The organism is Streptomyces sp. NPDC055025, from assembly GCF_053608565.1.
Window position 1 is genome coordinate 1 of record NZ_JBSGVS010000015.1, and the last position, 13,596, is coordinate 13,596.

9 protein-coding genes are annotated in these 13,596 nt (G+C 62.9%); 8 read left to right on the forward strand and 1 reads right to left on the reverse strand.

Going from position 1 to position 13,596, the window contains the following annotated elements:
- Nucleotides 1-278 precede the first annotated feature (278 nt).
- The 8 genes from ACWGDX_RS11810 (at nucleotide 279) to ACWGDX_RS11845 (ending at nucleotide 11,445) form a co-directional block, all read left to right on the forward strand.
- Nucleotides 279-446, forward strand: a complete 168-nt coding sequence (locus tag ACWGDX_RS11810) for a hypothetical protein (protein ID WP_453624607.1) — start codon at nucleotides 279-281, stop codon at nucleotides 444-446.
- Entirely contained in the window at nucleotides 443-829 is a 387-nt protein-coding gene (locus ACWGDX_RS11815) for a type II toxin-antitoxin system VapC family toxin (RefSeq protein ID WP_453624609.1), read from the forward strand. Before ACWGDX_RS11810 ends, ACWGDX_RS11815 begins: the two co-directional genes overlap by 4 nt.
- A 274-nt stretch (nucleotides 830-1,103) precedes the next feature.
- Nucleotides 1,104-2,642: a hypothetical protein gene (locus ACWGDX_RS11820; RefSeq protein ID WP_453624611.1), complete on the forward strand. Its 1,539-nt coding sequence runs from the start codon at nucleotides 1,104-1,106 to the stop codon at nucleotides 2,640-2,642.
- Nucleotides 2,639-3,469, forward strand: a complete 831-nt coding sequence (locus ACWGDX_RS11825; protein ID WP_453624613.1) for a hypothetical protein — start codon at nucleotides 2,639-2,641, stop codon at nucleotides 3,467-3,469. The genes ACWGDX_RS11820 and ACWGDX_RS11825 overlap by 4 nt, the downstream gene beginning before the upstream one ends.
- Nucleotides 3,462-7,907: a hypothetical protein gene (locus tag ACWGDX_RS11830; protein ID WP_453624615.1), complete on the forward strand. Its 4,446-nt coding sequence runs from the start codon at nucleotides 3,462-3,464 to the stop codon at nucleotides 7,905-7,907. The genes ACWGDX_RS11825 and ACWGDX_RS11830 overlap by 8 nt, the downstream gene beginning before the upstream one ends.
- Nucleotides 7,897-9,033, forward strand: a complete 1,137-nt coding sequence (locus ACWGDX_RS11835) for a Wadjet anti-phage system protein JetD domain-containing protein (protein ID WP_453624617.1) — start codon at nucleotides 7,897-7,899, stop codon at nucleotides 9,031-9,033. The genes ACWGDX_RS11830 and ACWGDX_RS11835 overlap by 11 nt, the downstream gene beginning before the upstream one ends.
- A 159-nt stretch (nucleotides 9,034-9,192) precedes the next feature.
- The gene (locus tag ACWGDX_RS11840; RefSeq protein ID WP_453624618.1) at nucleotides 9,193-10,914 is read left to right on the forward strand and encodes a hypothetical protein; all 1,722 of its coding nucleotides are present in this window, start codon (nucleotides 9,193-9,195) and stop codon (nucleotides 10,912-10,914) included.
- Between the two features lie 159 nt (nucleotides 10,915-11,073).
- The gene (locus ACWGDX_RS11845) at nucleotides 11,074-11,445 is read left to right on the forward strand and encodes a DUF6907 domain-containing protein (protein WP_453624620.1); all 372 of its coding nucleotides are present in this window, start codon (nucleotides 11,074-11,076) and stop codon (nucleotides 11,443-11,445) included.
- Nucleotides 11,446-12,887: 1,442 nt separating this feature from the next.
- Here the strand turns inward: ACWGDX_RS11845 and ACWGDX_RS11850 are convergent.
- Complete coding sequence (locus ACWGDX_RS11850) at nucleotides 12,888-13,556, reverse strand: hypothetical protein (RefSeq protein WP_453624622.1); 669 nt, start codon at nucleotides 13,554-13,556, stop codon at nucleotides 12,888-12,890.
- Nucleotides 13,557-13,596 lie beyond the last annotated feature (40 nt).

A 13,596-nucleotide genomic window follows, 5' to 3' on the forward strand; every position in this document is an offset into this window, starting at 1 on the left:
ACCGCAGCCAGCTCCCCACCCATCACAACAGGTCAACGGAGCAAGCAATCAAACGGACACGCCACCGGCGAGTGAACCTGACCAGGCACTACTAGGCGCTACCAGCCCGAGACGGACCGCGCAAGCCGGACGCCGCAAGATCGCCCCGCGCAGTAACAAGAGTTTTTAAGTGACTCCATGGCCACTATCCCCGACCTTGCTCCCCCGTCCGCCCAGTCTCCGTCTCCCTCCACGGAGGCACCATCGCGGCGCTCAAGGCACGCACTGGCAAGCGCGGCATGTCCGCCTACGTCGAAGCCCTCATCCGGCGCCAACTGGAGCGCGACCGGCTGCGCGAACTCATCGAGGACGCCGAAGCCGAGCACGGCCCGGTCGACCGGGCTGCGGTCGACGCCAAGCGAGCGCTCCTGCGCGAAGACACGGCCAACTCGGCGGACGCCGCGTGAGCGGCACCCTCGTCCTGGACTGCGAAGGCCGGTTCAAGCTCGTACGACGCACACCCGAACTCACCGAGTGGCTCGCCGCGGCCAAGGCCGAGGACATTCGCGTCATCACCAGTTCCGTTACCCTCGTCCAAGCCCGCGAGCCCGTAACCAACCAGGCCCGCTTCGACTACGCCGTCTCGCGCGTCAAAATCGTCCCGCCCACCGAAGCCATCGCCCGCCATGCATGCGAGCAAGCCGCTCGCATGCATGGCTATAAATACGCCCTCGACACCGTCGTGGCCGCCACCGCACTCGCCTCACCCGTCCCCGTAACTGTCCTGACGTCAGCCCCTCAAAACCTCCACATGCCGCGCGGCCCCCGCATCGGTGTGATCAAAGTCTGATTGTCTCCACCCCACTTCCGCAAAAAAAGGGGGGGTCTGCGACACGACTTACGACTGCTTGTCTCAGAGTCCACGTACCTCTTGAGGGATCAATCCAGATGATCCGTTTCATCCCGGAGGGTCGCGATCATGTAGTAGGTTCCTTCTCCTGGTTCGGGTGCTGCTGACGGGCAAGAAGGTACTCGTCGGCCTCAATGGCTGAGGGGGAGCCGGTGGCATTATCCGTTACTGCGCTGGCGGGATGTTGTCCGACGCTCGGCGTGGCGGCTGTGCGGTGACCTTCTACGGTGACGACGAGCAGCATGCGGCGACGCTGCCCGATGACGGATTGGTGCGCCGGGTCAAAGCACTCGCGTGCACAGCACCGTTGCAGGCGCTCGATGTCTACAAGCACAAGGTGGAGTGGGCTGATGTCCGCGGCTACCAGATGGCTGAGATAGCACTGCACGTCATCGACCAGGTGACGATCGCCATGGACTTCGATTCCGGAGCGGATCCGGTGAGCGTGGTGAGTCAGGTCGCCGGGTTCGCCGCGGTCCAGCAGCCGCAGCGAAGTGCGGACGAACATCTGGCGGTGGCCGAGTGGGTTCTCCACAAGCTGATCAACGTCGGAACGGTGGATCGCGGCTTCAGCTGGACATACGGCCGAATTGACGACGACGGAGCCTACGGGCGCCATGAGTTCGACTTCAAACTGATCGTCGAGCGTGCGACCGAGGGCAAGATCCGCTTGCGGACCACGGACGAGGCCATCAACGTACTCGTCGGCGCGCTCGACACCGACGTGGAGTCGGCTCAGGTGGCTGCGGAACACAAGCTGCGGAACCTGATCGAGCGAGGGCGCCTGGATGATGCCAAGGTCGCCGCAGAGCAGGCCCGGCACCGGACGGTGCAGTACGGGGAGTCGCTGCGCCAGCAGTTGGACGCCACGCGCCGCGATGTGCGGACGGTGGACTGGGAGCACGAAGTGCCCAATCTTCTGAACGCCGCGCTCTCCCACATCGAGAACCGGTACGAGATGGAGAACCAGATCCTCTCGCACATCACCGAAAAGCGTGACGAAGCAGATAACCCGCGCCACAAGCAACGTGCGGCGGAGCTGGTCTTCATTGTCCGGGACTGCATCAGCCGCCACATGCAGTTGCAGCAGCGACTTCAAACCGCGGGTGACCTCTTCCGGAGCGAGCAGGACCGCCAAGAGTTCTCCGGACCGCCACAGCGCGCGGCTCTGGATCTCTTCGGCCAACTGCTCCTTCCAGCACTCGGTTTGACGGTCGCCGAAGCACTGCCCACTCTCATGGACTACTTCCGTGCGGCCGTGGCCCCCGCTGCACCGGACGCCGTGTGGATGCCGTCGATCGTCTCGCGGCTCTTCGAGTCTGGGCCGCAACCGGAAGCGTACGGCGCGGAGGTACCCGATCTGGAACTGGGCGCCCCGACTGACGTGCTCGTTTTCACCGAGGAGCACCAGCGGATAGCTGACGGGCTCCTCGATATCCGTGACCGGCCCGAGTTGTTGAGCCTGCTGCTGGCGCGGGCGCGCCGATCCGCAGGCCCAGAAGTCGCTCGGCTCGTCCTGCACAGGGCCGGCCACGCATTCAGTCCTCCGGTTGGTGACGCCGTACGCGCCTTTGCACAGCGCGTACTTGTCGCCGTACCCACCGGTGAGGAACTGGACGACGAGGATTTCGGCGGCGACGACCTTCTACTGGCATCGCTGCCCATCGACCACGCCCACGAACCGGGCGGACAACGGAACTCGGACCGCCCCCTTTCCTCGTCGCGGACGCCAGAGCAGGAGCTTTTCGCATGACCCACGGATACACCTCTGACGACGCCGAGGCCGCCGCACGGCTCGTTGCCTTCGCCCTACGTCCACGAGTGCTCCCCTCACGCGACGGCGACTACCTTGACTTGGCCCAGCGATATCGTCGGGACGACGCTTTCCGGACGCTGACCGACCGCATCGGCCGGGGGCTGGGGCTGAAGGCTCTGGGCAGCGACAGGGACACCGAGGCCGTGGTGCTCGCCGCACTCGACGGTTCCGTCTTCGAGACCAAGATGGATGACTACGCGAAGCGCGCGAAGTACCGGGGGGAGCGAGGCGACACCGAGAAGGTCCTGCATGGGATCATCCACCTCGCCATCGCCGCCCTGGCGTTCCCACGCCCCGACGACCTTGCACAGGACGGATACATTGGCCGAATTAGCGTCAACCTCGTCGACGCCACAGTCCGGGACACCTGCCGCAAGTTACAGAAGAGCGCTTTCGAGGGTGGAGAGGAGACGGACACCCCCACCGAGACGCCCGAGCTGGAGAAGGTATGGCACGCGTACTCCCGCCGTCCTGAGGCGTCTCGAACGAAGGACGAGCGCGCGGCTCCGAATTCCACCAAGGCGATGGTTGGCCGAGCCCTCAACTTCCTCACCGACAGTGGGTTCCTCACCGTTGTCGGCGATCCGCGAGAAGGTAACTACCGTACGACCCCCCGCTACCAACTCCAGGTACGGGAACTGGCAGCGACCAACGCCTTCAACGAACTGCTCAAGCTCAATGTGGTGCCCTTGACGGATTCATCCGGCACCCTGCGGGTCGTGGTCCCAACGCTGCGGGATACGCAGGAGGAACAGGGTGTATGAGCTCGCCCGCGTACTGTTGCGTGCGGTGGGGCCGGAGGCCGCCCGCTATGAAGACGTACTGCTGGACTTCAGCGGTGCGGGGGCCACAGTATCCGCGCAGCCCACTCTGTTGTTCGGCGAAGAGGAGCGAGTGCAGCGACCGTCTCCAGCCAGCGTGCTGCATCTGGAGAACGGCGGTGGGAAATCCGTTCTCATCAAGCTGATCTTCTCCGTCATCCTGCCGGGACGGCGGGAGGTCGTCGGCACGACCAGCACGCACGCACTGGACAGCTTCGTTCTCGAAAACGACGTGTCCCACGTCGTATTGGAGTGGGTCCACGCGAAGAGTGGCCGGCACCTGGTGACCGGCAAGGTGTCCGCTTGGCGCAACGGCCGGCCGTCCCGCGACCGGCAGCAGCTGGTGGAGCGCTGGTATCACTTCCGGCCGACGGAGACCGTCGGATTGCGGAACCTGCCGTTCGTCAGCGAGGGCCGGTACCGCCCACTGCCGGAGTTCTGCGATGCGATGCTCGCCACCGCGGAAGCGGATCCAGCGATGGAGTACGCCTGCCTGCGGGTTCACAGGCAGTGGACCGACCGGCTGACCGACCTCGGCCTCGATCCCGAACTCTTCCGGTACCAGCGGGCCATGAACGCAGACGAGGGAGAGGCCGCCGATGTGTTCTCCTTCGCCAGCGACAGCGCGTTCGTCAACTTCCTGCTCGGTGTGGTGCTGCCTCCCGAGCCGCCGAAGGATCTTGCGGATGTCCTCAATACATACGCCGACAAACTCTCGGTGCGCGGCGATCTCGAACTGGAGAAGGAATTTGTCCAAGGCGCCCTGAAATCTCTGGGGCCCCTTGTGCAGGCTCGTCACATCGGATTGGCAGCGATCGCGCGCAGGAACGAGGCGCACGAACGGCTCGACGAGATCCTGCGACTGATCCGCATCCGGTCCCTACGCGAAAACGAACGCGCCGATCGCAATCAGACAGAGAGCCAGCGACTGAGAGACGACCTACGTCGGGAAGAGGACCGGTACCAGCACATCATCGAGGTCATCACCGAACTGCGGCGACTGGTCGCCCATATGCGGTTCGACGAGGCATTGGCGGAGGAGGAGCATCACCGGCGTCAGTTCCGGCGGGCGCAGCTAGTCGAGAAGGCGTGGGGAGTCGTCCCTACAGTTTTGCGGCATCAGGACGCCGTCACAGAGGAGCTGCGGCTCAGCAAGGTGATCGCGGCCACGCACGAAGCGGCTCGTCCGGCACTCGAAGCCCGTGACTCGGCGGCTGGGGCGTTGCGGCAGTCCCTGATCCAACTGCGTGACCGAGCCAGGCAGGAGGCGACCGACGCCGAAACGGCCGGCTCGGCACAGGACATCGAAGCGGGGCTGGCCCAGGCCGAACACAATGCCGCCATCACCCAGGCCGCCGTCCACTCGGCCGATGCCGGAGTCCACAAGAGCAACGTCGAGGGCGTCAGGAAGGAAATCGAGACTGCGGTCAGGGAAGGCCGCGTCCCCGACGGCATGCGGGTTCACGAAGCCGCCGACACCACCAGGAGGGGTGCCGAAGAGGCGGCAGCCAGGATCGGCGAGCTGGAAGCCGCGTTGACCCGGTTGGACGAGGAACACGAACTGGCCCAAGGCGCCTGCCGCCGCGCCCAACAGGCGCTGGCTACCGTCGGCGAATCTCACAGCCTGGCCGAACGCGACTACCGCGAGGCGCGTGCTCGTACCGACGCGCTGGCCGCCGAACCCGGGTTCGTCGGGCTGATCGGTACCGATCCGGTGGACCTGGAGGCGGACTCCACCGCTCTGCTGAGCCGGCTGGCCGAGGCCCGTCGGGACGCGGAAAGCGCCGTCGCGACGTTGCAGGTGAAGATCGCCGGCGATGAACGTGCCAGGACAGCACTGGAAACCACCGAACTTTTGCCGCCGTCAGTAGAAGCGGTCCAGGTGTGCCAGGCGCTGGAGAAGGCCGGAATCAAGGCTTGGACCGGTTGGGAGTACGTGGCCGCCATCAGCAGCGCGGACCGCCGCCGACAGATCGTGCATCAGGCGCCGAGTCTGGTCACCGGCATCGTGGTGAACGAGGCCGAACGCTTCGACGCGGCGTGCGAAGTACTGACCGCGAGCCAGCTGTGGCCCACCGAACACCTTGCCCTCGGCACCAAAAATCATCTGCTCTCAGCACCGCCTGAACGGGACAACGCAGAATACGTGGTGCCCATGCATCCCGCGCTGTACGACGAGCGGGCAGCGGCCGACGAACTGGCCCGGCTCAACCATCGCCACAGCCTTCATGGGCACGAACTCGCTTCCTTGCAAGAGCGGTTGAATCTCTACATCACGTTGTCCGCCCGCCTTTCGGACTGGCGCCGGGAGTTCCCTGCGGGACGACTCGACGCCCTACTCGGCAAAGTGAATCAGAAGAGCACGGAACTAGAAGCCGCGAGGGAACTGGTCGAAGCGCAGGATGCCGTACGCGAACGGCTTGCCTCTGAACGGCTGACCGTCAAGGACGCCATTCCCCCCGAGCGAGACATCCACCGCAAGCTCGAACGAGCCGCGGACGCACTCGCTGAGCTGGCCACTCGGGAAGCCCGCATGCCCGGCTGGCTGGAGGCGGAGCGCACCGCTCATGAGGCCGCCACCGAGCAACGGGAGACGGCCAGGAATGCAGCGGTACGCAGCGAACAGTGCCGTTCCCAGGCAGCTGAGCATCGACGAGCCGCAGACGCGCTGAAAGGGACCGCGCAGCGCCTGATCGACGAGCTGGCGCAGCTACCCGCAACCGATGCCGTACCGGATCAAGACACCGGCCCCGGACAGCCGCTGGAGATCCTCCGCCGCGCCTACGTCTCCGCCTCCGACGAGTACCAACGAGTCAAGGTCGGCGACGACCTACAGGCGAAGGCCACGCTGGCTCGTGACCGGGTCGACGCGGCCGAGAAAGAGATCAAAGATATCGACGAGCCGGTGCGGCAACGCGCCGTGGAACTACTGGGCGGGCCGGACGCTGCTGACCACGCCTCCCGGGCGCTGGCGCGTGAGATGGCCGAGCGTGCCGTCGTCGCCATGGAGGACAGACTCGCGGAACTGACCGCTGTAACCACTGCCCGGAAGGCGGATGCGCATGCATTCGTCGAGCCGGAGGAGGACATCGACCTGGCGCCGTACGCCCGTCCCAGGCATCTCGGCGAGGGGTTGAAGTCCATCGCAGAGGCCGAGCGGAGCCGTGAGATGACCGACCGCATTCGGCAGGAGTTGCGCTTCCACAGCGAACGTGCCGACCGGGAAGCCACCGAGGCCAAACGCCAGGCGGACATCTTTCGGGATCTGACAGACGTTCTCGGACCGGGATCGGGCTCCGAGCCCCACCCTGACGACAAGGGGTTCGAGGGTGACATCACGACGGCACGACACCGGCACGACAGTCTCAAGTCCGTATACGACGAGACCAGTAAGGCCGCGGATACCGCCCAGCGAGACGAGCGCAAGCAGGCCGACCGGCTGGCGGGCCACGCGGCCGACAACCGCTTCGCCGCTCTGAACCTTCCTAGCCGCAGCATCATCCTGAGCACGGAACGTGCGGAGCTGCCCCTCATGGCCGAGCAGTGGGAGAAGGCGCTGCGCCAGAGATTGCGCTCGCTCGACGTCGACTTGGACTCGATCGACCGGCATCGCAAACAGATCGTCCGGCAGATGAAGCAGCAAGTGGAGGAAGCGCTGCGCACCCTTCAACGAGCCGAGCGTTTCTCCCGGTTGCCCGAGGGGCTGGCGGACTGGTCGGGAGAGCCCTTCCTTCGTATCGGATTCACCGCGGCGAAGGATGACGCCTTGACCGACCGGCTCGCCGCCGTGGTCGATGAGGCATCCGCGGATGTGGTGACCGGCCGGGCGATCAAGCGGGACGGGATGTCGCTGCTGCTGCGGGGTGTGGCGTCAGCAGTGGGGAGCAAGGGCTTCAGAGTCAGGATCCTGAAGCCGGATGCCGTGCTGCGCAAACACCGGGTGCCGGTGTCCGAACTCAAGGACGTGTTCTCCGGCGGACAGGTGCTGACCGCGGCGATCATTCTCTACTGCACCATGGCCGCACTGCGTTCGAACGAGCGGGGCCGAACAGGGCGCCGTCACTCCGGTGTCCTCTTTCTGGACAACCCGATTGGCCGGGCATCGGCCACCTACCTGCTGCGTCTCCAGCAAGCAGTGGCGGCTGCCCTGGGGGTGCAGCTCATCTACACCACCGGCATCTTCGACCTCACTGTCCTGGACAACTTCCCCTTGGTTATCCGTATGCGCAATGACGCCGACCTTCGGACTCACCGCAAATATCTGAGCGTACAAGGGGAAATGGGAACCCTGCTGGACGGTTCACTGCCCGGAAGCCGAAACTCGGAGATCTCCACGGCTCGCTATTACAAGCGCCACACGGAAAACGATAATGAAGACTGAAGCACCGGCACTCAACCGCCTGGAACAGGAAATGCTGGAAGCCCTAAGAGCCAGAGCGTCGGCAGGCAAGAGGAGTTCCTCTCAGAGACACAAGCTGGCCATGTCAGACTTTAAGGAGATCTATAGGGAGGTGTATCGAACATCCCCAGTCGACGCATTCGAACCTAGGGGAATCATTAATTGTCTTGAAAAACTTGAAAATCAAGGCGGAATCCAACAGATGGGGAGAACCGACAAAGAGCGACTCGAACTCCCCATCAATATCTGGGTGTACTCACCTCCACCTCCGAAGGAACCCGAGGTAATCATGCCGCCACTCCACCAGAAGATGAGTCGGGTGGCGAACGAGTGGAACCGGAAAGCCAAACAACTAACCGCTTATGTAGCAGTCAATGAATGGTTGATGAGCGACCCGAACCGAACTCCCGTACCCCTGTGCGAGCGCGCACTGGAGATCTTCGGAAAACGAAAATTCCTTACCTACTTTCCAGAACCAGAGAAGGCTTTCCGGGACGTTTCCTTCGGGTGGCTTTTCTCCGATCGGCAATATATGCGCGATTTCTTGGACGTCTTGAAATCCGAGCCGCCATTGCTAACCGAGGTGTACCTCGCCAAGGCAGGTAAACGTGGATACGCCTCGATGGACCGCGGCGACATCCTTTTCGTAGTAGAGAACTACACCACGTGCTGGTCCATGGCTGAGGCCCTGAAGACATTGGATCACGGCCTCGGCCACTTGGCCTGGGGGATTGGCAAGTCGTTCGTCTCCTCGGTTCGCAGTATCCGCCCCGACCACGGGGTGGAGGCCATTCGCTATTTCGGCGACCTCGACGCCAGCGGACTTGCAATTCCCATACGCGCCGACGCTGAGGCACGGGCAGCAGGCCTGCCACCGGTCGTCCCCGCGGCGAACTTGTACGACGCCCTGTTCGAACTCGGCACCCCCCTTCCTGGCAAGGAGAAACCCGTAACCCGGGCCCGGGCGGAGGAACTGGCTGCCTGGCTTTGCGAACGACACCGCGAGCAAGCTGTCGAACTGCTGATCAAGGGCGAGCGCTTGGCTCAGGAATGGGTCGGCCTGCGTCACCTCCGCACAGCCGACGCCTGGCACGCGGACGTGCGGTGAGAACCCCGGGCCGGCTCGTTCGTTGCTCAGTTTCAAGGCGTCTGTACGGCGCGCCAAACCGCGACACATGTCTACGGACAGGGTCATGAGGGGGCTGTTCAGATGCACGGCGCGGCACTACCTAGTCGTCCTCAGGACTTCGTCGGCCGGGACTGTCTGTTGGATGAGGACATCCCTCGTGCATTGAACGCACTCGGCGGCCGCCCAGTTGTACTGCGCAGCATCCTCGGCTCAGGAGCAACAGCAACTGCCGTCGAGTACCTGCATCGGGTGCAACGGCGCTACGCGGACATCGAATGGATCGAATTCACCGACCCCGACACCGCCTCTCGTCTGATCGCCCGCGCCCTACACCGGTTCAGGAGCGTCGGAGGCCGCGCCCTTCTGGCAATTGATGGAGTGAGCCATCCGCCCGATGTCGCCGGACTCCTGCCCGTCGACGGCCCGGACACCCTACTGACGTCGGCTGCCGCCCCGCATCTCTGGCTCGGTGTGGCCGAGGTACTGGAAGTTGCCGCACTGAGCCAGGATGATGCGGTTCGACTTCTACGCCGATACCAGCCGGGGCTGTCGCGGGATTCCGCCGGCCGTCTGGCCGACCGGTTGGACTACTGGCCCCCGGTGTTGGCATACGTGGGGTCGCAACTGACCGAGGGGATGTCAGCTGAAAGCGTCTTGGCGATGCCTCACAGCACTCTGCTCCACCTGCTTGCCGAGAAAGGTGGCAGTTCTCCAGCAGGACGGATCAGCGTGGCATTCCAGAGCCTGGCGCCAACGTTCCGGTTCGCTCAGGATCTGTTGAGTGCCTTCGCGGTCATCGGGGCAAGTGTCTTCCCAACTCGGTGCCTGGGCCACTCCCTCTGGTACTCCGTCGACGATGTCCCCGGCCGCGGGGACGAGGTGCCTCACCGGGCCGTGTACGAGGCATTGGAGGAACTGGTCTTACGGGGCTTGGTCACTCTCGATGCCAATGGCGGTGTCGCGACGAAGAGCCTCGTACGCCTCGTCGCCATGCATTCACTGGACGACCAGGACCGACAGCGGGTCGATCGCCTCGTGGAGGCACTGCTGGTCTCCTTCGAAGCAGGACTTCGGGACACCAATGGGCGGACGCTGAGTGCGCCATCTCAAGAAGCAGCTGAGTGCTTCCGGAACCTTGATCCCGCGCTGATCCGGACTGCACAGGGGCGCTGCGCGATGCTTGGCCTCGTGGACGTCATACTGCTTCGTCGACAGTTCGATGATGCCCACCACAATCTCACCAGATTCCGGGATGCATGGGAACGACAGCTGGACGACACAGACCCGAGTCTGGTCCAAGCGGACCGGTTACTGGCACGCGCTCACCATGGGAACGGTAACCACTGGGCGGCATTGCGAAGCAGTATCAGGGCATTGGGAACACCGAGCCAGCGAGGTCTTCGCGAGCGACAAGTGCTGGCCGACTGCTTCGCGGTGGCTCGGTATCTCAAAAAATGTGACGCAAAGGCCGCGTATCTCGTGGCAGCGAATGTCGCGGAACACCAAGAGAGATGGCTTGGCGAGGCAGATCCCGATACCCTGCGTACCACCTCATTCATTGCATGGATACTGCTCTCACTCGGCTACTGCGTCGAGAGCGCTAAGCTTGGGAAGAAGACTTGGCAGATCCAGATCGAGGTGCTAGGAGAGGAACACAGAGAAACCCTCGTGACGCTGCATCACCTGGTGTTGGCACTAGCTGAAAGCGGTGTAGCAGCGCAACGAACGCTGGAGTACTCCGAAACAGCGATGACGCTCCGGCGCAAGACTCTTGGGAACGACCACTTCGAGACTGTGTCGTCGGTGCAGGCATACATCGCTCAATGGCGCAGGCTACACGACGAACCACCAGGCGTGTAACCCCGGCAGACATTGCATTGACCTTACCCAAGCAGGCGACGCCTTCCCCTGGAGCATCTCCTTTGCTAGGACTACTCTGCACTTCCGCCCAGTTGGCCGGAATGCACACGCAGAAGAATGACATGGCAGTACCGCTCAGGTTATAGAAGGGTGCAAGCGATGAGCCGGACGGTCACGATCTCCACTGTTGACTACGGCGAGGTCACCATCCCCGAACCGTCATGGTGCGCAGGAGAGCACCCCAGCGACGGCTACCGGATCGACATCTGCCACTACGGGCCCGATGTGCCGCTAACCATCGAGACGAGCCGCGGACGCGTCACAGCCATGACCACGGCTCTCGAGCAGCGTCCCTTCACCGAACGGCATCCGGGACGAGGCCTATTCAGCAATGTCGAGATCGATGGTGACCACTACCCGCACGATCCTGACGAACTGCACCGACTCGCAACTGCCCTCAACCACCACGCACAGCAACTCCGCATCCTAGGCAATGAGCTTGCCACGCTCGCCCAGGAGCGCCAGGAGTGAAGGTCAGGGGGCGCCTTACGCATCCTGGCCAAGCCTGCGCACGGTACGCGGCGGCGCTCACTAGGTAAGGCAACCGGCTCTCCAGACGCCCCGCGCTCGAGGCTAGAACCACAATCGTGGCCAAAGCTCCACAAGGAACCACCCGTTCAGGAGCGTTCGAAAGTCCTCAATTTGCATCGCCTCGCGGATAACGGTCTCGTAGAACTCGCGGAGGTCGGCATCATATGTCAATTCATACGCCCTTCGAACGACCTGTTCGAGTAGCCATAAGCACGGAGTCACCAATCGCGCACAAGCCCTGCTTCCTCCAGACCAACTCTGCACCGATGCGCTCTCGTTGCGCACCCCGACCCGCTCGAAGCAGATCCGGGCGCTCGCCCGCCTCAAGGAAACTCCAGTTCAAAGGCTGCTCGTGGGCTAGAGTTCCGCCAGTCATTCCGGGAGGGGAATCACCGACCTACGCATTCCGATACGCAGGTCGGCAGTCGTATTCTCAACGGACTAAGCGTCACGAACAGCAAGAAGCTGCAGGTCAGAGGTCCGACTTGCAGCCTCCCTCGGAGCCGCCTTCTGGATTCGAACCAAGACCTACGCATTCCGAGTACGAGGGCTCGCCGACACCATCGGATGCCACCCGAGGATCGGCGACCCCACCTCGCAGCCGTCTCACGCAGCAACGGATACGTTGCAATCAGCTCTCACCAAGAAGTCCCCGAAAAGTCCCTGGCCTGAATCAAAGCGAGCCCGGACATGCCAAAACGGCAGGTCAACATCACGATCAACAGCCGCTCACGTGTCCGTCAAGTACAAGGAGACGGCAGGCGGCGGCCTCGCGGTGAACATCATCGAGTGCTGAGGAAGCCCACTCCGCCCAGCGGTTTCCCGACCTTCAGCTCTGTCACGGACTTTCGCGTACGCACAGCGACTCCTCCCTGGAAAGTCCCTCCGCCAGAGCTGAAAGTCCCTGAAAGTCCCTGGGAGAACGATCACCAGCAGGGTCTGCCGCTTGGAACCCATCTGATGGGGCATCGGGAAGAGCGGCAGTGTGGCCGACGGGCCACTGGAGGTAGGCGAGCCATGGCAGATGTGCGGTCAGGGACGGTGAAGAAGATTCACCCCGACGCCTACGGTGCATTGATGAAAATCTACGCCGACGCCTGCGTTAACACTCCGAGTTGCTGGTGGTTCTCGGAGTTGCTGGTGGTTCTCGATTTTCACCACGACGAAGCGGCAGACCTCCGCTCAGCTTGTCAAAGCGGTAGCCGACTTGAGCAAGTGGGTGGGCCGCCGCGCCGCCCCGACCGAGGAGCGGGAACAATCTCCATCGTTCAGGCCAAGCGGCTGGGTGGGCACAGTCGAGGCGGAGCAGAACCGCCCCGCTTACGCCATCAACCCCCAACAGGACACCACGAGAGAATCATTGCAGTTCCTTCTTGCGCAGACTATTCAGCCAAATTTTGACCACGCATCCATTCAATGTCACTCATATATTTTGAGAAATTCCTGGAAGCCTTCGGGGCAATTCCCACCAAGGTGTCAAATGGAGTTTCATCAAATCTACTTACCCAAATTCCGGCATATGCAGGGAAATCTTCACGTGGCACGTTCTTGACCTTTTCGCGGCTCAAGAGAACTTGCGTCTCAGGGTCACGGTGAATCAAATGACCCGGCACGTAATAGAAGTCAGCATCTGAGAATATGGCCTCCGAGATATCGAGGGCCCATTCCACGTCGCGATACTTTTCAATCATCCCTGCGATATAACGCTCGCGCCCCGCAAGACCAGCATGTGGCCCCATCGCCATGATCGGTCCAATTTTCCCTCGAAGAACCACCCGACGGAAGACGCATCCGTAGAGACGATGCAACTGCTTTACCGCAAGCCCGTCAATCGTCACGCCATCAAAGAGGACCCCTTGGACCGAACAACGGTCGACTCGACACCCTTGCAGGGATGAGTCCCTGACAACAAGGCTGAACTCGGGATCATCAAACTGCGCCAAACTACAAGCACTCAGGGTGCACTTGACCAGTCGAACACCTTCGTATGTCCTGTCCGACCCGATGAGCTTGGCACCTCGAACTGCCTGGCCTTCAACGTGTACCACCACGGTTGGCCACCTCCTTACCCCGAGGCGCCCTACCGGATTC

Excerpts from the sequence above, each read along its gene's own strand:
- ACWGDX_RS11825 (WP_453624613.1), top strand. The coding sequence starts at position 2,639 with ATGACCCACGGATACACCTCTGACGACGCCGAGGCCGCCGCACGGCTC.
- ACWGDX_RS11835 (WP_453624617.1), top strand. The coding sequence starts at position 7,897 with ATGAAGACTGAAGCACCGGCACTCAACCGCCTGGAACAGGAAATGCTG.
- ACWGDX_RS11845 (WP_453624620.1), top strand. The coding sequence starts at position 11,074 with ATGAGCCGGACGGTCACGATCTCCACTGTTGACTACGGCGAGGTCACC.
- ACWGDX_RS11810 (WP_453624607.1), top strand. The coding sequence starts at position 279 with ATGTCCGCCTACGTCGAAGCCCTCATCCGGCGCCAACTGGAGCGCGAC.